The sequence below is a fragment of the Pseudoalteromonas sp. PA2MD11 genome, from assembly GCF_017808125.1.
Taxonomy (GTDB): Bacteria; Pseudomonadota; Gammaproteobacteria; order Enterobacterales; family Alteromonadaceae; genus Pseudoalteromonas; species Pseudoalteromonas simplex.
In genome coordinates, this window is sequence record NZ_JADKNF010000014.1 from 47,973 (window position 1) to 66,360 (window position 18,388).

Sequence of the window (18,388 nt, forward strand, 5' to 3'; positions counted from 1 at the left end):
CTGAAAAGATAAATTAGTAAATGTTTAATTAAGGTACAACATAGTGTTAGCTGTGCTATAAATAGCCAATAGGCAACCTAAGGGAAAGTTATGCGTCATTCATTTATAAGTCAAAAGAATCATGCCTTGTTATTAATTATTGACCTTCAAGCTGGGCTTGAGCCTGTCATAAGCGACTTTGGCCAAGCTGTTAATTACACCGAAAAGTTGATAAATGCAGCTAAAGCTTTAGACATTCCGTATTTATTTACTGAACAAAACCCAACCAAGTTAGGTAAAAGTAGTGAACAGCTTTTACCCTTTATAAATGGCAATAACTGCTATCACAAAATACATTTTAGCGCGTGCCAAGAAGCGCAATTTAACAATCAATTGGCTAGCTTTAATCGTAAGCAAATAGTGGTGACGGGTACAGAATCGCATGTGTGTGTACTGCAAACCTGTTTAGACTTAATTGCCAAAGGTTATCAGGTGTTTGTGGTTGAAGATGCCATTGCATCACGCAACGAAAAACACAAAGAGTTAGCAATTAAGCAGCTATTGGCAGCAGGTGCTATTATTACCTGTACAGAAAGTGTGATATTTCAATGGCTAGAAAAAGCAGGGACCGATCAATTTAGAGCATTATTGCAATTAATAAAGTGAACCACGATGCGGTTCGAACCGTATTGGCTCGATTAATTGTATTTTTGTAAATTATTTAATCATTAAGGCTTTATATATGACGAGTGTGCGCCGCCTTTTTACTTATTTGTTCCTTTTGTTGTTTGTTGAGTCTTTGGTTTTAGGCTTTATCTATTCGACCCTAATTACCGGTGTGGTAACCGGTTTATTACTGCTGTCTTTACCGCTTTGGATGCTCCATCAATACCCGACGAGCAAATTAACAGCCCATGTTGTGGCTGCCGGTTGCATGATGTTTTCGTTTTTACACATCCAACAAAGCTACGGCCTTATTGAAGTACATTTTGAAATTTTCATTTTAATGGCCGTATTGATCATGTTTGTTGAATGGCGCGTGTTTATAACTGCACTTGCTTTTGTGGCCGTTCACCATTTGAGCTTTTATTTTTTACAGATCAACGAAGTTGGCTTATACGTTTTTGACCCAGACAGGTTGTACTTTAGCACCGTACTTATTCATGCCGTGTATGCCATTGTTGAAGCAATTGTAGCGGGTTACATTGCTAAAACCCTTCACCGCGAACGCAGTTCAGGCTTATCGTTAAGCACAACGACTGAGCAGATAATGGCAGACGAAAACAGCATTAATATTAGTTTAAGAGCGGATGATAGCCACAGTGAAGCCGTAGCGGGTTTTAACCGCTTACTGGGTTTTGTATCGAGCGTGATTGGTGATGTTCAAAGCCAAAGTAGTGTTTTAAAAAATCAGTCTAAACAATTACTTGAAGTACACGACGAATTGCATGAGCAAGCACTTCATCGTGAGCAGTTATCTGCAGATATCGCGCAGTCAGGTGAACGAGTCGCCGAAGGCTTTGCTCATGTGGAACAAGAGAGTAATGAACTGCAAACACAATTTGAGCAGCTCCATTTAAGTGCCACAGAGGCATTAAATGAGGTGGCGAATACCGACAGCAAAACGGCTGAGCTTGCTAATAACCTTCAAGAGGCTGACCAAAATATTAGCCAACTTGTAAGTGCATGTTCGCATATCTCAGAATTACTCAATGAAATTTCGTCAATTGCTGAGCAAACAAACTTACTTGCACTAAACGCTGCAATTGAAGCTGCACGTGCTGGTGAACAAGGCCGTGGCTTTGCGGTAGTGGCTGATGAAGTGAGAAACTTAGCAACGCGTAGTAAAAACACGACGGATAAAATAACTAATACGCTTGAAAGTTTGATGCAAAATAGCGCCTCATCAACCAAGTCGATGCAGGGTAGTGTTGCGCTTATAGAGCAGTTATCAGCAATTAGTTCGCAGATGAAACTGCAAATTACCGAGATGACAGAGCAGGTGAATGTTGCTGCAAGCAGTTCACAATCGGTTGCACATGTAGTGCAAAATCAAGCAGGCAATACACGTGCTATTGCCGAGAATTCACAAGCCTTAATTGCTAACCAAGCCAACGATAATCTGATGATTGAAAAACTCACCGATCGCGTACAGTTAATTGATGTAAGTATCGATGTACTGGAGCAAGGTATTGCTAAATTCAAATAGCAAATGGCTGATAATGGCAACTCTACTTTGGGTTGCCTCTGTGGCATTAGCCTTGGTATTTGCTTATTCTCAACAAGCAAGCACCTTTGATCCAGATAAAAAGCTAGCCACAGCTAATTGGTTACCTGCTTTTCAACAAAGTATGGGGCTTGGCATTACCCATACAGATACCTTGTACATTATTGATGAAAATACCTGTGTATGCTCAGAGCGCTCACAACCGCACATAGCAAGCCTTAGCAGCTATGCAGCAGAGCAAGGTGTTAGAGTAATAAAACTTAAACCAACATCTGATGTTGTAGCAATATTACCCGCTCAACCTGCGGCAGTACTTGTTTCAGAAAATCAACAGCTTGTGTATGCAGGGCCATTATCAAAAGGGCTCGCGTGTTCAAGTCAGAATGGCTTTGTTGAGTTAGTAATTGCAAACTTACGAGCGGGTTTTAATAGTCAATTTATTAATTCAGACGCCGAGGGATGTTATTGTGAAATTAATTGAGCTTGAAAGGTAAGTAAAAGAGGCCAAGTATATTGGCCTCTGTATTTAATATTTATTGAATTTGGCCTCGTATCTCACCGCTTGGGTTTGCAGGGGTATGAATGTTTACATAATGACCGCCTGAAGCTAAAACTGAAAAGATATCGGCGTCTATCATCAAGCCTGTGCTACTCATCCAGCGATTCATATCATCACTGTCTTGTACAAGTGGAGCTAACACAGGGCCATTTTCACCGGCTACACCGGTATGAATATGGGCAGCAGTTGCATCGCTTACACCTGATGTAAGCACTTGCAACTCAACACTGTAATCATTGGTATTCACTAGCGCATAACCATCGCCAGACGCATCCGTTGTGACCGCAGGTACTTCTTGTTCACCACTTAGCGGAAAGGTGACAAACACATAGTTGTCGGTAAGGATTTGACCGCGAAGTTCACCACTTGGGTTTGCAGGAGTATGTACATTAACGTAGTGACCACCTGATGCGAGTACTGCAAAAATATCTGCATTAATCATGGTGTTTTCAGGTGTTTGCCATAGGTTCATGTTATCGCTTGATTGCTCTAACGCAGCAAGAACGTCGCCATTGGTGCCTATACGACCCGTATGAATGTGAGCAGCAGTGGCGTCACTCACACCTTCGGTTAACGCTCTTAATTCTAAATGGTAGTTATCCATGTTAACTAATGCATAACCACTACCTGATGCCATCGTATCAACCGCTGGAACTTCTTGCATACCACTGAGTGGGAAAGTAACGAGTTGATAGTTATCTGTTAGGATCTGACCTCTAATTTCGCCACCCGTGTTAGCAGGTGTATGTACGTTAACGTAATGACCACCTGATGCAAGTACTTCAAAGATCTCTGCGTTGATCATGGTATTTGCAGGTGTCATCCACATGCCTGCATCAGTTGTTGACTGCTCAAGCGCTACTAGAACGTCGCCATTGGTGCCAATTCGGCCAGTATGAATGTGTGCACCTGTCGCATCATCAACACCCATTGTGTTTACTAATAGCTCTAAGCCATAGTTATCCATGTTAATTAATGCATAACCTTCACCACTTGCATCAGATTCGACAGCAGGAACTTCTTGCACACCGCTTAGTTTAAAGCTCGTAAAACCATAGTTACTGGTTAGGATTTGCCCACGAAGCTCGCCGCCAGCATTAGTAGGTGTATGAACATTGACATAGTGACCGCCAGAAGCCAGCACTGCAAAAATATCTGCATTGATTTGCGTGTTGCTTGGTGTCATCCAGACATTGCTATCATCCATTGATTGTTCAAGAGCCACTAATACATCGCCATTAGTCCCGATACGACCTGTATGAATATGCGCAGCACTTGCATCGTCTAAGCCTGATGTGACAACAGTTAGCTCTACACTGTAGTCTGTTGTATCAACAAGGGCATAACCATCACCATCAGCCATGGTGCTGACCATAGGCACTTCTTGATTACCACTCAAGTCAAAGGTCGCAACTGCATAGTTGTCTGTTAAGATTTGGCCGCGAATTTCGCCACCGGCAAATTCAGGTGTGTGAACGTTAACATAGTGACCGCCGTCTAAAAGTACTGCCAGAGTGTCGCTGTCGATCATGGTATCTTCTGGTACAACCCAGTCAGTCATGACTTCGTCGTCTTGTTCTAAAGTCACGAATACATCACCATTTGAACCTAATTTTCCTGTATGGATGTGAGCTGCTGTTGCGTCATCAACACCCATAGTCACCGCACGAAGTCGCAATTCTGTCGTGGCGCTATCATAAGATGCATAGCCATAACCCATTGCTTCGCTGTCGTTCATAGGCACTTGCTGATCGCCATTTAAAACAAACGTGATGATGCTGGTTGTATCAGGCACAATTTGCGCACGAAGCTCGCCGTTTGCGTACTGTTCGGTATGAAGGTTTATATACCAATCACCATCCATTAAATCAGCAATTAGGCTTTCATCAAGGTCGGTAATTGCGACTTCATACATACCATCGGTAGTGGCTTCAAATGCAAAAGCAACATCACCATTAGCGCCTAAATCGCCGTCGTGTATGTGTGCTGCGCTAAAACCTTCAACTGAGCTTGCATCAAGTGTTGCACGAAATTGCATTAAACTTTCGTCAAGCTCTACCGTTGCAGTCGCTGTTTGCATTGAGTCATTCATTGGCACTTCTTGTTTGCCACTTAAAGTTACAGAATAGGTTTTACTTGGAGTGAATTCTTGAACTGGGGGTGGGGTAACAACTTCGGTATTATCGTCATCATCATCGCTACACGCGGTGAGAAAAAGTAAGCTGCTAGCCAGGAGTATGTATTTCATCGTTGTTCCTTATATCTTTGTATGTTCGGACGTTACGACGTGTCCACTTCAATAAGGCGTACGGGCGGTGTTTAAAAAAAGATCAAAAAAGGTTGTTTAAAAGTTAAAAAGTAGTTCTTTAGTGTTGGTTTATTTGAAGTGAGGATTCAAAAGTTAAAGTTTAATAACGCTAACTTTAGAGGATTTTACATATTTAGCCGTATAATGGCTTTTGGGTTCCAAATGGGTACGGATCGTGCATCTACTTTGATTTTAAAAAGTTTATAGCTAAACGCCAAAAAATTAACGATAGGAAAACTATGCAGCTAACTTCGTACACATCTTCATTCCTAAAAGAGCCATTATTAGATCAGCAAAATAAAAATGAGCTAAACCCAGCAAGTGAAAGAGCAACAAACCTTCAAGGCTCTAAACAACAAGAAGCGGGCGTTGATTCTGATCCACAAGCAGAAGCTCAATCAAAGACATCACAAACACAACAAGAGCTAGTAGTAAAAATAAAGGAGTTACAAAATAAGATTAATAGTTTAAAAAGCAATAAAGACCTAGCTCCAGAACAACGAGAAAGTGAGTTACTAGAGCTTAATAAACAACTTGATGAAGAAATAAACGCAGTCCAGCTTGCAGTAAAAAGTAATGTTTCTACGATGATAAACTCTTTGTTTGCTCCTACGTCTAGTAATCACTCTGGTATGCTGTTTAACAATAAAGCCTAAGTTTAAGGCAAAGCGCTTGCTCGCAGTTGCTTTGCTAATTGCATATTTATAAGTCCGCTAAATTACATACTTTATAAGTGAGTAGATGAGCGTACATATAAAGGTAAATAAGAAGAACCATGTTATGTGAACTGTTATTGGTGACCCACGTTTGGCTGTTCTGATCATAGTGACTGGGTAATTATACTCAACAAGTGTCTTGAAGAGTTCTGGATGTTCTAAGCTCCAGTCATTTAAAGGAATTGAATCACCATAGCGAGTTTTAAAAATAACAGAAAATAGATAGGCACGCCTAGGTTGTGGATCGTTAATATCGTAGCCGCTTTTGGTGCGTGTAAAATTCCATACGGCCTCAACATTAAGTAAATCTTCTCTTTTAAGTGTTCGTGCTTTTCTGTCATCGAATAAAAGTGCAGGCAGGTAAACCTCTTCTTTATTTATTTTAATTTCGCACAAGGGAGATTCATGGATGAAATAACGCTTATTGGCAATAAACATCTGAATTAAAAAATAACTGAGATAAGTAATGACCACAGCGGCAATTGCACCTGCACCGGATTGTGTTTTCCAAACAAGGTGACATGCAATAATGAAAATAACGGCAGTAATTAATTTTGCCTTGAATTTCTGTGCTTTCGGTAAAGGCACTGCGCATCTTATGATAGGTATTTCAGGTTGCACTTTCGTTTTTATGAAAGTCTGAAAAAAGATTGAGTTAAAGTTATCACGGTTTAATTCAAAAGTAGGCGCTTCCATGTGTCCTCGATTACTGATTTAGTGTTAGACGTAAAATAGCAAACGCAGTGCTTTACTATCAACTAAAAACACCAGATTGTGTTTAAGTTTGGTTGGAGCATAACTTGCTTTTTATTGCTATAGTAAGTTACTGATAAATATGTAAATGTGAACTGGTGAAATGATAGATTATTTTCTTATTATTTTGATGGTACTTTCGGCTGTTTTATTTTTGTTTGTAATGGTTTTGCTTATCTTAGCTCCAAAATACGCAAAAAAAGAGCTTTTCATAAACTACTACGGCGGAACAGGTGCAATTTATCATGGTTTTAAGCTGTTCAAAGTTGAATCCTATCGGGAAGACAAAGTGTGGGCTTGTAAAGCCATTAAATACTCATCTATAGCAATTGTAGTAATGTTTTTCATTATGGTTTTTTTAATAAAATTGAATGGAATTCAACAGAGCTAGGAGTCGGTTCTTGTTTTCTCTTTCGTGGATTATGGTTAAGCACTATGCCAAAAAACGTAACAGCTTTATTCTGAGCTAATCGTAGAGACTCAAGTTAAATGGTGGAGTTACTATTAAGTATTTAATTTTTATCCTTTTATTCCAAAGTGGCATTTGCATGGCGTTACAGCCTATATCAGAATATTGTGAAGATTCTGATTTGTTACTCAGTTTTGCTGGTGATACCTTTGCAGCAACAAATTGTTTGGCTTATGGGTTTAATGCGGAGAATGCGTTCTTTTCTAAAGCTATTAATACAAGTATTAGATTTGAAAAAATTAAGCCTGCAATTGATACATTTGTCAAAATTATCAATACCGATGGAGGGTCATCCTTTGACAAACAAGAAGTTTTTTATAAGTACGTTGGGGAAATAGATAGTTTCTCAGTGCCTCTATTTGGGAGCTATGATGAATTCGAAGATGCTAAAGCTTCATTAGTATTTTCGATTAACTACACAACTCATTGTAACATATCAGTTTTAGATTACAGTGGAGGTGATAAATTCATGATTGGATATAAACTTAATCGAATGACTGATGAAGGTAAATATAACTATGATTATTTGTATATAGAGCTCCCTAAAGAAGCAAAAATAAATAAAGCGGATAGTGATGGTTTAATAGATGCTTTTTGTCATAATGATTTAAGCTTTAAAAATAAAGAATAATGGTAAGTAGCTTTTATCTATCCAAAGAGGTCGAACTACATTTTCCTTCTAAATCATAATAACCACTTCAGTTTAGTCTTTAATTTAGGTAAAAAAGAGAGACCTGAACCCATTTTGTGTTCGTTCGATATTGGCTCGGGGAAAAGAAACTAGCATGGTTCATACGGCAACTTCGGCCCATAGATTAGCCATAGGAGATTTAGTTAATGTATGAACTTTATTTTCAGTCTGATTTTTCAGGCACCAGGCTTGGGTTTTATTTTTCACTTGTTTGTTCTGTTCTACTAATATTGTGCTGCCCGAAAATAAAATACTGGTACGAAAATAAACTACAGTTTGAAAAGAAAGTTAACTTCTGGTTTGGCTTCTTATTTTTATTTGGCTTTTCTGTAATGCAGTCACTGTCATTTTATTGCCTAGTATTAAAATCTAATGACATAGATTCTGGAAATTATTCTACAGTTGAAGGAGCTATTGAAGATATTCAAATTGTTGAAAGAAATAGTAGAAAAGAGGTTTTTACTGTCGATGGAGTACGCTTTAAGTACAATGATTACGGAACTGAAAACTCCTTTTTTGCGAATAGAAAGCATGATTCAGATACAATCCAAGAGGGGCAAATTTGAACATAGTTTTATCACTGCTGCTATTAGAAAGGTGTTGGGAAAATTCAAACCAATGCAACGTATGGGCGTGTAATAATCCAAGCAATTGCTGGGGGACTGTGGATGTGACCACAACAAACCAAGCTCAATATAGTGAAGATTTGTATTAGTATGAGTTTGAGGTTTTTTAAAGATGGAACCTTAATCAACGATAATAAAACCAATAGGGTCAGGTATTCCTTTTTCGCTAGTCCAATATTGTATATAAGCAATAGTTTAATAGAAGTTCTCAACGTGTAGGGCATTTTATGATGGACAAGTACAAGTTACAGATTGGCTTTAAATCGATAAAATGTTACCCCTATTTGGCAAATTTAAAGCAACATCAAGGCGTAAGTTTGCGCTATTTGTCGAGCAAGGAAAATAATTGGGTGACTATTTCAATTACACTATTCGCGTGTTAGTAAGATTGTTGCAAAAGGAAAGACCCGATCCCTAGATGCTTGCTGACACTGCTACAATCTCAATGACTCCAGTTGGTAAATAATGGACAAAATATTAGAAAAGTTTTTACGAAAACGTAATCAAGCAATTAATAATCCAAGAAAATATAAAGATATTTATTTGAATAACATTGAAGAATTATATTTTTTTATTGAGTATGGGCATACTCAACGCGGTACTTTAAAAAATGAAATATCACCAATCTCTGATTGGGAGATGTTAGATTCAGAATTGTCAATTCCATGTAATTATTATGAAATGGATGCGCAAGCTAGTTTTGTAGAGAAACGTAAGCTAGATTGTGATAGGTTAGCAGTTTTTTTAATGTATGGTTATTATAGAAACATAATAACGTATTCTCAGAAAAAACGTTTTTTACTTCGTTTTTCTCGCGAACCTGTTGGTTTAGTTTCGCCTACTAGCGTATTCCATCTCAGCGTTGCTGTAATATTATACAACAATGATTATGCAGGTCATTTTTATAAGCTTTTTCAAGCGGGTTACATGAAGCATTGGGTTAATAGATCAAAAAGTCACATTGGTGATTTTATTATCTTGCTGTTTGATAAGGTAAAAGGTGGCAATATCCTAAAACCAATCGTAGATGACTTTGCTTACCAAGCTATTTTAAATAACTGGGATAGCACTGACTTAACTGAAGTTACGGCTTTTCTAAATCAGTTATGTGATGATCAAGTCGCTCAGGTTGCATCACCACCGAGTAAGATGTTTTTTGAGTTCGATAATATGAACTGGCAATTTACACCTTATGCTGCACTTATGCTGCTAACGCTAAGAGCACAACATGGCTTTGAAAACCCTGATTTTGAGCACCCTGGTTTTGGCAATGTTACTTCTTTACTATTAACGCAGCCTGTAGCCCCTGAAAAAGATGACCTGCTTGAACAGCTTGTAGTCAAATTACATGAGCAAGGCTTTGATGAAAAAGCGTTACTAGCGTAGTGTGTGATGAGACTTTATAAATCTACTAAATCTAAAAAGGGTCAGGTCTTTCTTTTTGCCTTTAATCTAGTCCAATATTGTTTATAAGCAATGGTCTAATAGAAGTTCTCAACGTGTAGGGCATTTTACGATGGGCAAGCACAAACTTCAGAATGGATTTAAATCGGCAAAGTGTTACTTCAATTTGGCAAATCTAAAGCGATAGCAAGCCGAAAATTTACGCTATTTGTCGAGCAAAAAAAAGAATTGGGTGATTATTTTCAATTACACTATTCGCGTGTAAGTAAGATAGTGGCAAAAGGAAAGATCTGACCCATGTGTGGAAACATTATATCTCAAAGGGCTATATGAGCGTTCAACATTGCCTTCAGGAAATGTTGAACACAAATACTATGTTGGGAGTACGGATGCTAAGCAAAGTAAAACTTTATATACGCATAAGGACCATCTAGGCTCTACCGTGACGGTAACAGACGCGAATGGCAGTGTTATTCAGCACATAAACTATGATGCGTGGGGGAAACAAAATCGGTTCTATACTAGTAGCTCATTAGTTTCTTTGTTGAATCAACAAAGCCCCGTGGAAAGTAAAGGTTATACAGGTCACAAAGAAATATCGGATTTAGGTATTATCCATATGAACGGTCGGATCTACGATCCAACCTTGGGGAGATTCCTTCAAGCTGACCCACATATTCAGGCTCCGATGAATAGCCAGAACTACAACCGTTATTCTTATGTTCTAAATAACCCGATGAGCTATACAGATCCGAGTGGGTATTTCTTTAAATCTCTCAAAAAGTTTGTGAAAAAGTATTGGAAAACGATTGTTCAAATAGGCATTACAGTGATGACTGCTGGAGCTGGGTTAGCTTGGGCAATTGCAGGTGGTGCATTATCTGGTTATGTTGCAACTGGCTCTCTAAAGGGGGCATTAGTTGGTGCATTTAGCGGGGCGCTTTTCTACGGTGCTGGTGAGTTAATTGCCAATAACGGGATACAAAATATACTTGGAAAAGGGCTTATTCGGGGATGGCTGGGGGAATAAGCAGTGTCCTTTCTGGCGGTAAGTTTGGACATGGTTTTGCTGCCGCAGGCGTATCAAGTATGGCAGGAGGCAAGATTTATGCAGCCTTCAAGGATACGGGTGCAAGAGTTGTTGCTGCTGTTGTCGGTGGTACAGTTATTCAGGTTACAGGAGGTAAGTTTGCTAACGGTGCTTTAACTGCTGCATTCATGAAAGCGTATAATGACGCCAACCACCCTAAGTTTGAATCACCTGATGCTCCACTGGCTAAGTGGTTCAGAAGTATTGCTGATGGAGCGGCTCAACTTAGAAGTTCAATAGAAGGGGTAATGAGCGATATTGGTAACGATATATCTAATACAATGAGTTCTTTAGCTGAAGACCCTGCTAGAACTGCTGTCAATACTGTCGCAATAGCAGGTGCGGGAACTTGTGCATTTACTGCTGGGGCCGGATGTGCCTTAGCCGCCACTGCTGCAACAGTAGGAGCTAGTGATATGCTGGAGCAAACAACTGGGTATGATCCAGTACAACGAGGTACCGAAAAAGCTTTCATGGGGGCTGGCATGGATGCAGAAACTGCGAGGCAAGCTGCGGCTATTGGCGTAAATGTTCCCGGAGCTTTAACTGGAGCTGGTGCTACAACAAATATGTTCAGAGCATTAAGTGTTAACCAAACTATTAGCGCCTCTAGCGCTGCAAACGCATACTTATCAGCTTATAGCGTTAATGCTGCACAACGGGGGGTTCAGGAAATTGATTCGATTAATTACTATAGCTTTATTTGTTTGTTTTATTATCTCTTGTGGAGAAGGTAGGAAGTACTATCTTGCTACAGGGAAAGTGACCGACATATCTTGTGAAGATATTTGGAGGTCAAGTAACGTATTAAATATACGAGTAGTAAGTAAGGAGTTTGAATCTCCAATAAACTTTACTTCAAAATTGTGGAATGTTGATTGCTCTCAAGTTTCGAAGTTAATAAGCAAAGAGCAAGAAATTGAGTTTCAATATGAAAAGGCTGGAAGAAAGGGACCAGTATTGGTTTATTTAAAAGTTGAAGATGTTGTAGTTGTGGATAATAAATAACAGATCAGCAAGGAAACAGTGTAATTAACTTCTAGTTAAGTTGCCCCTTCAACTTGGGAGCAACCTAAGCCAAGCAAACGAAAGCCAGCGGGAGCTGATTTTCTTTTATCTGCTAATTTAACCAATAGGCTCAGGTATTTCTTTTTGCCCTTTAGCATATTGAAGCCTAATTTTTAGTTATTAACTAACCAAGATTGATACGTGAAAGGATGGCTAGGCCACTACGATTAGAGTTTGCAGGTGCTTTGTATCATGTTACACCGTAAGGGAATGAGCGCACACTCAGCTAGCTGAGGTCTAGACAAGTCCCCCTTACAGCATTAAGCAACTTGAGTATTTTCTAGCTCATTTTTAAAGGGTAATGCATTTGCATTGCCTGTTCGTTCGTACTAAAATCAAAGCTAATGAAGCGAATAAAAGACAGAGGTTGTTATGGCACAAGTTGCTTTAGAAACTGAATCAACATTGACAGACCGTTTTCAAACTACGGTGCCTAGCCCTGTTCGTAAGGCGTTGCACTTAGGTAAAAAAGATAAAATTAAATACACGATTCAATCTGATGGCAGCGTTGTTATTTCGCGTGCAGCAGTGCAAGAAAGCGATCCTGTACTTGGCGAGTTTTTATCATTCATAGCGCGTGATATGCAGGCTCACCCTGAAAGAATAGAACCGTTATCGGCAAGTATGCGAGAAAACGTTGATGTGTTGATTGAAGGTGTTGAAATCGATTTAGATGCTCCGTTATTGGATGAGGACGAGTAAGTTTGCAAAAAACGATACCAATGGTCGTAAATGGTTGGACACTTTACACTCATCCATTGTTTAAAGAGCAATACATAAGCCTTAAAGTTCAAGTTGAGGCTCTTCGGAATAAAGATCCAAAGGGCTACCTTAAAAAAAATGCCACGAAACGATTAGCCGCTATTCAACGGTTAATCTTTGAACTCATACCGCACGATCCTACCAGCCCTGAATTTCGCCAAGGAAGCACATTAGGTGATGATAACAAGCACTGGTTTAGAGCAAAGTTCTTCCAACAATACCGTTTGTTTTTTCGATATCATTTAGGGTCAAAAATCATCGTTTATGCATGGGTCAATGATGAAAATAATAAACGTGCATACGGTAGTAAAACCGATGCCTACAAAGTATTCGAAAAGATGTTAAATTCTGGTCATCCACCTGAGGGATGGGATGAACTTTTAAAAGCAGCTAAGGACGAGTTGCTCTTCCCTTAATCAAGGCGCATGTTTTTCCAGTTGTTGAAGTGTTGGGTTCTTTGTTTTTTCATCGCCTAATGCTCTGTATCTGAGCCATCCCCTCTTTTTCATTCAACTGCAACACTAACCACCCCTCAAAAAAGTTAAAAATTTTTCTTTAGCCGCCTTTAACTAACTGCCCAAATCATAAGGGAAAATTTTTAGCTGTGTGCCATTTATGAAATTTCAGTATAAAAGTTATGCAAATATTGCCTATAACACTATTGCGAACTATTACCGTTTAGATTAATATGCTGACCATCAAGAGAAATGAGAGTGGTTTGCATTCATGTATATCTGTTTATGTCATGGTGTGACTGATAAAAAAATCGAACAAACAATTGATGATGGCGCTATGACAATGCGCGATTTATCAAAAGAGCTGCAAGTGGGTAGCCAGTGCGGCAAGTGTTGCGGTTGTTGTAAAAAAATTCTTAATCGCAAACTGATCGAAATTGCAGATATCACTGAGCAAGTAGCGTAATTACTTGCTCTTAAGCATGCGTGCTTAACAATTTTTCCTTCGTTTAATTGTTCTAATTAATCCCCATACTTACGAGTTTTTATTTGCTTTTAACCCCTTCATTTATTAGGGTTATAACAAAGCAGATACGTGTATCACACGGTCATTGGTAGGAAGCCATGATAATAGACTCTTCAAAATCACTTTTTTGTGCAGTACTCATTTTAATCACCGCGGGCTGCGCGCAATTACCTTCACGAGAGTCCATTCAACCAAGCTATGCCATTGCAGCAGATACACCCAGTACCATAGGAGATGCAGTGGGTAATAATCATCCTGGGTTATCAGGGTTTTATCCTTTAGCAGATGGGGTCGATGCCTTTGTAGCTAGGTTGGCGCTCATTGATTCTGCCGAGCACACCATTGATGTGCAGTACTATTTATACCACAGGCAGCAAACCACCATTTTATTTACGGCCTTTTTATTAAAAGCCGCAGATAGGGGGGTAAGAATTCGCTTGTTGCTCGATGACTTATCGCAAGCCGACAGTGAGCTTGATTTAGCCGCACTGGCTGTACATCCAAATATTGAAGTTCGATTATTTAATCCATTTCCTAACCGTCGTTTTAGGGCGCTCGGCTTTATTACCAACTTTAGACAGCTTTCTAGGCGCATGCATAATAAGAGCTTTATAGTCGATAATCGTATTTTTATTACTGGTGGGCGAAACATTGGTAATGCGTACTTTTCGGCTGAAGATCATTCTGAGTTTATTGATTTAGATGTTATGAGTGTTGGTGAAATTGTTCCAAATGCATCAAAAGCATTTGATTTATATTGGAATCATCAATTGTCTTACCCAGTTGAAGATTTACACGGTAAACGTGATGAACAATCACTTATAGATATCACTAAAACATTGTCGAGCTATGTTGAACAAAACCGACAGAGCAATTATGTTCAGCAGCTGTATGAAAGCGAGTTTGTTAAACGCTTGCTTGATGACGAAATTACATTTGACTGGCAAACCTCAGAGCTGTTTTTTGACCATCCTGATAAGGTTTTAAATGAAGTGCGTGAAAAGTCGTCAAATATGTCGCCACGTTTACTTCAAAGGCTGGGGCAACCAGAGCAAAGAGTTATTATTATTTCGCCTTACTTTATTCCCAAAGAGCAAGGCGTTAAGTTGCTAACAAACTGGGTGCGGCAGGGCGTTAACGTTACTGTGCTAACAAATTCACTAGCCGCCACGGATGTCTCAGCTGTGCATGCAGGATATAAAAAGTACCGCAAAGATTTAATTTCTGGAGGGGTAAAACTTTGGGAATTAAAGCCAAGTGACTTGATGGCCGTTAAGCGCAAAGCAGGGCGTAAGGTTACTGGGTCATCACAAGCAAGCCTACACGCAAAAACCATGACCTTTGATGATGAAAAGATCTTTGTCGGTACCATGAACCTTGACCCTCGCTCACTTGATTTAAATACTGAAATGGGTGTATTGATCAACAGCTCTAAATTAAGTCGATCACTATCAAAGTGGGTTGATACTGATATGGCTGAGTATGCTTGGAAAGTTGATTTAAAGGATGATGATTTAGTTTGGCTCGACACAGTGAGTAATGAGCAATTTGATGAAGAGCCACAAACGTCTTCTTGGCGACGCTTTCAAGTGTGGTTTATTTCGTTATTCCCTATCGAGGATGAGCTATAAAGCATTCCTTCAGCATTTACACCTAAGCCCAACTTTTTAGTTGGGCTTTTTATTTTCGGCCCTAAACCACCTACTTCAGTAGGTGGTTATCATCATTTAGGCTTTGCCTGAAAAAATACTCATGTTAATTCCTTACTTGATTTTTAGCGAAGTCATATAAGGAAAAAACATGAGTAGATACGAGAAAGCATCGCATGTGTATTGGCGATGTCAATATCATATAGTCTGGACACCAAAGTATAGGTTCAGAATATTGAAGAACAAAGTAGGCAGAGATGTTTACAGGTGCATACAAGTTTACTGTGAGCAGTTAGGGTGCAAAGTAGTCGAGTTAAATGTGCAGGTTGACCATGTTCATTTGGTAGTAAAGTTACCGCCGAAGTTATCAGTCTCGAAACTAATGAGTGCTTTAAAAGGAAAAATAGCGTTAAAGCTATTTAGCAAATATCCATACTTAAGGAAAAACAAGTTATGGGGAAACCATTTTTGGCAGAGAGGGTACTTCGTAGATACAGTAGGGATAAATGAAGAAATAATAAGACGGTATGTCAGGCACCAAGAAAAGGAAGAGGTACAAGAGCAGTCACAGTTAACACTGCAGTAAACAACGCCCCCTTCTAGGGGGCTAATGCAAAGCCACCTTCTTCAGAAGGTGGATCTTTTACTGTCAGCCTTTAGTTGTTAACCATTTTGGGATAAAAAATAGCGTTTGAGCTTACACGTGTAAACCCATTGTATTCAAGTGCTTAGCATGCAAAGAAAAAATAAATATAAAAAAATGTTAAAAAAACTGGTTGGACCAATTGATCTATTGCTTATTTTATGACGTAATGTAGGTATTACTATCTGGTCGGATGAGTTTATTATGAGCTTACGTACAAAATTAAAAAAAGTATTACCTAGTATTTCAATTACAGAACAAGAAGCGTTAGATGCGGGTGATGTTTGGTTAGAAGGTTCAATCTACCAAGGTAAACCTGATTTCGATGCACTTCGTGACGTGCCAGCAGCTAAGCTGAGCGCTGAAGAGCAAGCATTCTTAGATGGCCCAGTGAAAGAATTATTATCAATGATTGATGATTCTGAAATTCAAAATGGTGTTCATCTTCCTGACTACATTCTTGATTTCTTGAAAAAAGAGCGCTTTTTCTCGCTTATCATTCCTAAATCATTCGGCGGTTTAGAATTCAGCCCATATGCAAACTCAACAATCGTTGCGACTATCGCGACTAAGAGTTCTGCGGTTGCGGTAACCGTGATGGTTCCTAACTCATTAGGCCCAGGTGAGCTATTACTTCACTTTGGTACTAAAGAGCAACAAGAACACTACTTACCGCGTCTTGCAAATGGCCGTGATATTCCATGTTTCGCACTAACTAGCCCAGAAGCGGGTTCAGATGCGGGTGGTATTCCAGATATCGGTGTTGTTAAACGTGGTCAGTTTAATGGCGAAGAAGTATTAGGTTTAGAAATTACCTGGGACAAACGCTACATCACACTTGCGCCAATTGCGACAGTATTAGGTTTAGCATTTAAAGTAGTTGACCCTGATGGTTTACTCGGTGGCAAAGAAAACCTAGGTATTACCTGTGCGCTTATCCCTAAAGACCACCCAGGTGTTGAACTTGGCAATCGTCATGATCCTATGGGTATCCGTTTTTACAACGGTACGACTCGCGGTGAAAAAGTATTTGTACCAATGGATTTCATCATTGGTGGCCAAAAGAATATCGGCCGTGGCTGGCAGATGCTGGTTAGCTGTTTAGGTGCAGGCCGTGGTATTTCGTTACCAGCACTAGGTGTTAGCTCATCACAAGTGGCATTCAAAGGTGCTTCTGAGTACGCAGCAGTGCGTGAGCAGTTTGGTCTGGCGATTGGTCAATTCGAAGGTATTCAAGAGAAGCTTGCTGATATCGCAGGTAAAACTTATCTTCAAGAAGCTATGCGTGTATTAACAACAGAAGGTTTAGGCATGGGCTTAAAACCATCTGTAGTCACTGCGATTGCTAAATACCACATGACAGAAATTGGTCGTAACGTGCTTGATTCAGCAATGGATATTCAAGCAGGTAAAGCAATTCAAAATGGTCCGCAAAATACATTAGCAAGTGGTTATGTTGCACAACCAATCGCAATCACGGTTGAAGGTGCAAACATTCTTACTCGAAACCTTATGATTTTTGGTCAAGGTGTAATGCGTTGCCACCCTTATCTGCAATCTATGGTTGAGTCTATCCACAGCGAAGACAAAAATGCAGATAAAGAATTCAACAGCATTTTACGTAAAACAGTGGGTTACAGCGTAGCTAACAGCTTACGAGCTTTCCGTTTAGGTGTATTACCGTTTACTGCCGGTGCTAAATCGTCACTACCCGAAGTACGTGAATACGAAAAAGCAGCGCATAAATTATCTGCAAAACTTGCAGTTTACGCTGACTTCTCGTTATTGGTACTGGGCGGCAAACTTAAGCAAGCAGAAATGCTATCTGCACGTTTAGGCGACGTAATGAGCTTCTTGTATGCGGCGATGGCATCAATTAAATATTACGAGCAAAAAGTAGCAAGCAGTGAACGTGAGCAAGCTGCGCCTTACTTCCACTATGCGACTCGCTTTGCACTACAAAGCGCTGAAGAAGCATTGCATAAGTTCTTAGATAACTTCCCTGCAAGTGGTACTCGTAAGTTTATGCGTTTCATTACGATGAACTACTCAATGAAAATGCCTAAAATCAGCGATGATTTAATCCGTGAACTTGCCACTCAAGCGCAAATGGATACTGCATTTAAAGCGCAAATCACTCACTTGGTTAATCCAATTGAAGGTGATGGTCATTACATCAATGAGCAAGCGTACAAAGCGAAAATGGCGTGCCTTGATTTACTTGCAAAAGTTAAAAAAGCACTGCGTGCTAAAACTATTAAGCCGGGTGTTCGTTTTGCAGAAACGCTTGATAATGCACTTGTTGCAAGTGTTATCAACGAAGAAGAGTATGCAAAACTGATTGATTACAACAAGAAACGTGAAAAAGCGATTCGTGTTGATGAGTTTGACTTTGACATGAACTTACTGGATGACAATGCAAAGCCAGTAAACCCACTTAAAAGTGTGGTAAACGAGTAATTC

18 protein-coding genes are annotated in these 18,388 nt (G+C 39.5%); 16 read left to right on the top strand and 2 right to left on the bottom strand.

Annotated features, from left to right (window positions below):
* The first annotated feature begins 90 nt into the window (after positions 1-90).
* From ISP07_RS15035 to ISP07_RS15045, 3 genes are all read left to right on the top strand, one after another.
* Positions 91-645, top strand: a complete 555-nt coding sequence (locus tag ISP07_RS15035) for an isochorismatase family protein (RefSeq protein ID WP_209328082.1) — start codon at positions 91-93, stop codon at positions 643-645.
* 76 nt (positions 646-721) lie between these two features.
* Positions 722-2,188 carry a methyl-accepting chemotaxis protein gene (locus tag ISP07_RS15040; protein WP_054554586.1) on the top strand — a complete coding sequence of 489 codons (1,467 nt, stop codon included), beginning with the start codon at positions 722-724 and terminating at the stop codon, positions 2,186-2,188.
* Positions 2,189-2,201: 13 nt separating this feature from the next.
* Positions 2,202-2,687, top strand: coding sequence for a DUF6436 domain-containing protein (locus ISP07_RS15045; RefSeq protein WP_209328083.1), 486 nt, complete (start codon positions 2,202-2,204; stop codon positions 2,685-2,687).
* Positions 2,688-2,739: 52 nt separating this feature from the next.
* Here the strand turns inward: ISP07_RS15045 and ISP07_RS15050 are convergent, their stop codons facing one another.
* The gene (locus tag ISP07_RS15050; protein ID WP_209328084.1) at positions 2,740-5,013 is read right to left on the bottom strand and encodes a CHRD domain-containing protein; all 2,274 of its coding nucleotides are present in this window, start codon (positions 5,011-5,013) and stop codon (positions 2,740-2,742) included.
* A 299-nt stretch (positions 5,014-5,312) separates the two neighbouring features.
* Between ISP07_RS15050 and ISP07_RS15055 the strand changes: the two genes are divergently transcribed.
* Positions 5,313-5,729, top strand: coding sequence for a hypothetical protein (locus tag ISP07_RS15055; protein ID WP_138616455.1), 417 nt, complete (start codon positions 5,313-5,315; stop codon positions 5,727-5,729).
* Between the two features lie 57 nt (positions 5,730-5,786).
* Here ISP07_RS15055 and ISP07_RS15060 read toward each other — a convergent pair whose 3' ends face one another.
* Positions 5,787-6,485, bottom strand: coding sequence for a hypothetical protein (locus tag ISP07_RS15060; RefSeq protein WP_209328085.1), 699 nt, complete (start codon positions 6,483-6,485; stop codon positions 5,787-5,789).
* A gap of 160 nt (positions 6,486-6,645) precedes the next feature.
* On the opposite strand from ISP07_RS15060, the gene ISP07_RS15065 reads away from it, so the two are divergent.
* The 12 genes from ISP07_RS15065 to ISP07_RS15120 all read left to right on the top strand — a co-directional run bounded on the left by ISP07_RS15065 (position 6,646) and on the right by ISP07_RS15120 (position 18,385).
* On the top strand, positions 6,646-6,933 hold the full coding sequence (locus ISP07_RS15065; RefSeq protein ID WP_209328086.1) for a hypothetical protein: 288 nt from the start codon (positions 6,646-6,648) through the stop codon (positions 6,931-6,933).
* A 157-nt stretch (positions 6,934-7,090) separates the two neighbouring features.
* On the top strand, positions 7,091-7,642 hold the full coding sequence (locus tag ISP07_RS15070) for a hypothetical protein (protein ID WP_209328087.1): 552 nt from the start codon (positions 7,091-7,093) through the stop codon (positions 7,640-7,642).
* Positions 7,643-7,848: 206 nt separating this feature from the next.
* On the top strand, positions 7,849-8,268 hold the full coding sequence (locus ISP07_RS15075; protein ID WP_209328088.1) for a hypothetical protein: 420 nt from the start codon (positions 7,849-7,851) through the stop codon (positions 8,266-8,268).
* A 525-nt stretch (positions 8,269-8,793) separates the two neighbouring features.
* Complete coding sequence (locus tag ISP07_RS15080; protein ID WP_209328089.1) at positions 8,794-9,714, top strand: hypothetical protein; 921 nt, start codon at positions 8,794-8,796, stop codon at positions 9,712-9,714.
* A 319-nt stretch (positions 9,715-10,033) separates the two neighbouring features.
* Positions 10,034-10,762 carry an RHS repeat-associated core domain-containing protein gene (locus tag ISP07_RS15085; protein WP_324616132.1) on the top strand — a complete coding sequence of 243 codons (729 nt, stop codon included), beginning with the start codon at positions 10,034-10,036 and terminating at the stop codon, positions 10,760-10,762.
* Entirely contained in the window at positions 10,747-11,559 is an 813-nt protein-coding gene (locus tag ISP07_RS15090) for a hypothetical protein (RefSeq protein WP_209328090.1), read from the top strand. The genes ISP07_RS15085 and ISP07_RS15090 overlap by 16 nt, the downstream gene beginning before the upstream one ends.
* A 703-nt stretch (positions 11,560-12,262) precedes the next feature.
* The gene (locus ISP07_RS15095) at positions 12,263-12,592 is read left to right on the top strand and encodes a type II toxin-antitoxin system PrlF family antitoxin (RefSeq protein ID WP_062565737.1); all 330 of its coding nucleotides are present in this window, start codon (positions 12,263-12,265) and stop codon (positions 12,590-12,592) included.
* Positions 12,593-12,612: 20 nt separating this feature from the next.
* The gene (locus tag ISP07_RS15100; protein ID WP_054554597.1) at positions 12,613-13,068 is read left to right on the top strand and encodes a type II toxin-antitoxin system YhaV family toxin; all 456 of its coding nucleotides are present in this window, start codon (positions 12,613-12,615) and stop codon (positions 13,066-13,068) included.
* 310 nt (positions 13,069-13,378) lie between these two features.
* On the top strand, positions 13,379-13,573 hold the full coding sequence (locus ISP07_RS15105) for a (2Fe-2S)-binding protein (RefSeq protein ID WP_054554573.1): 195 nt from the start codon (positions 13,379-13,381) through the stop codon (positions 13,571-13,573).
* 158 nt (positions 13,574-13,731) lie between these two features.
* Complete coding sequence (locus ISP07_RS15110; protein WP_209328091.1) at positions 13,732-15,264, top strand: phospholipase D family protein; 1,533 nt, start codon at positions 13,732-13,734, stop codon at positions 15,262-15,264.
* Positions 15,265-15,433: 169 nt separating this feature from the next.
* Positions 15,434-15,868 (top strand): IS200/IS605 family transposase, encoded by a 435-nt coding sequence (gene tnpA, locus ISP07_RS15115; protein WP_209328092.1) that lies wholly within the window; start codon positions 15,434-15,436, stop codon positions 15,866-15,868.
* A 261-nt stretch (positions 15,869-16,129) separates the two neighbouring features.
* Positions 16,130-18,385, top strand: a complete 2,256-nt coding sequence (locus ISP07_RS15120) for an acyl-CoA dehydrogenase (RefSeq protein WP_209328093.1) — start codon at positions 16,130-16,132, stop codon at positions 18,383-18,385.
* Positions 18,386-18,388: the final 3 nt, after the last annotated feature.

Excerpts from the sequence above, each read along its gene's own strand:
- ISP07_RS15105 (WP_054554573.1), top strand. The coding sequence starts at position 13,379 with ATGTATATCTGTTTATGTCATGGTGTGACTGATAAAAAAATCGAACAA.
- ISP07_RS15080 (WP_209328089.1), top strand. The coding sequence starts at position 8,794 with ATGGACAAAATATTAGAAAAGTTTTTACGAAAACGTAATCAAGCAATT.
- ISP07_RS15090 (WP_209328090.1), top strand. The coding sequence starts at position 10,747 with ATGGCTGGGGGAATAAGCAGTGTCCTTTCTGGCGGTAAGTTTGGACAT.
- ISP07_RS15100 (WP_054554597.1), top strand. The coding sequence starts at position 12,613 with ATGGTCGTAAATGGTTGGACACTTTACACTCATCCATTGTTTAAAGAG.
- ISP07_RS15110 (WP_209328091.1), top strand. The coding sequence starts at position 13,732 with ATGATAATAGACTCTTCAAAATCACTTTTTTGTGCAGTACTCATTTTA.
- ISP07_RS15075 (WP_209328088.1), top strand. The coding sequence starts at position 7,849 with ATGTATGAACTTTATTTTCAGTCTGATTTTTCAGGCACCAGGCTTGGG.
- ISP07_RS15070 (WP_209328087.1), top strand. The coding sequence starts at position 7,091 with ATGGCGTTACAGCCTATATCAGAATATTGTGAAGATTCTGATTTGTTA.
- ISP07_RS15035 (WP_209328082.1), top strand. The coding sequence starts at position 91 with ATGCGTCATTCATTTATAAGTCAAAAGAATCATGCCTTGTTATTAATT.
- ISP07_RS15040 (WP_054554586.1), top strand. The coding sequence starts at position 722 with ATGACGAGTGTGCGCCGCCTTTTTACTTATTTGTTCCTTTTGTTGTTT.
- ISP07_RS15095 (WP_062565737.1), top strand. The coding sequence starts at position 12,263 with ATGGCACAAGTTGCTTTAGAAACTGAATCAACATTGACAGACCGTTTT.
- ISP07_RS15060 (WP_209328085.1), bottom strand. The coding sequence starts at position 6,485 with ATGGAAGCGCCTACTTTTGAATTAAACCGTGATAACTTTAACTCAATC.
- ISP07_RS15050 (WP_209328084.1), bottom strand. The coding sequence starts at position 5,013 with ATGAAATACATACTCCTGGCTAGCAGCTTACTTTTTCTCACCGCGTGT.
- ISP07_RS15045 (WP_209328083.1), top strand. The coding sequence starts at position 2,202 with ATGGCAACTCTACTTTGGGTTGCCTCTGTGGCATTAGCCTTGGTATTT.
- ISP07_RS15055 (WP_138616455.1), top strand. The coding sequence starts at position 5,313 with ATGCAGCTAACTTCGTACACATCTTCATTCCTAAAAGAGCCATTATTA.
- ISP07_RS15120 (WP_209328093.1), top strand. The coding sequence starts at position 16,130 with ATGAGCTTACGTACAAAATTAAAAAAAGTATTACCTAGTATTTCAATT.
- tnpA (WP_209328092.1), top strand. The coding sequence starts at position 15,434 with ATGAGTAGATACGAGAAAGCATCGCATGTGTATTGGCGATGTCAATAT.
- ISP07_RS15065 (WP_209328086.1), top strand. The coding sequence starts at position 6,646 with ATGATAGATTATTTTCTTATTATTTTGATGGTACTTTCGGCTGTTTTA.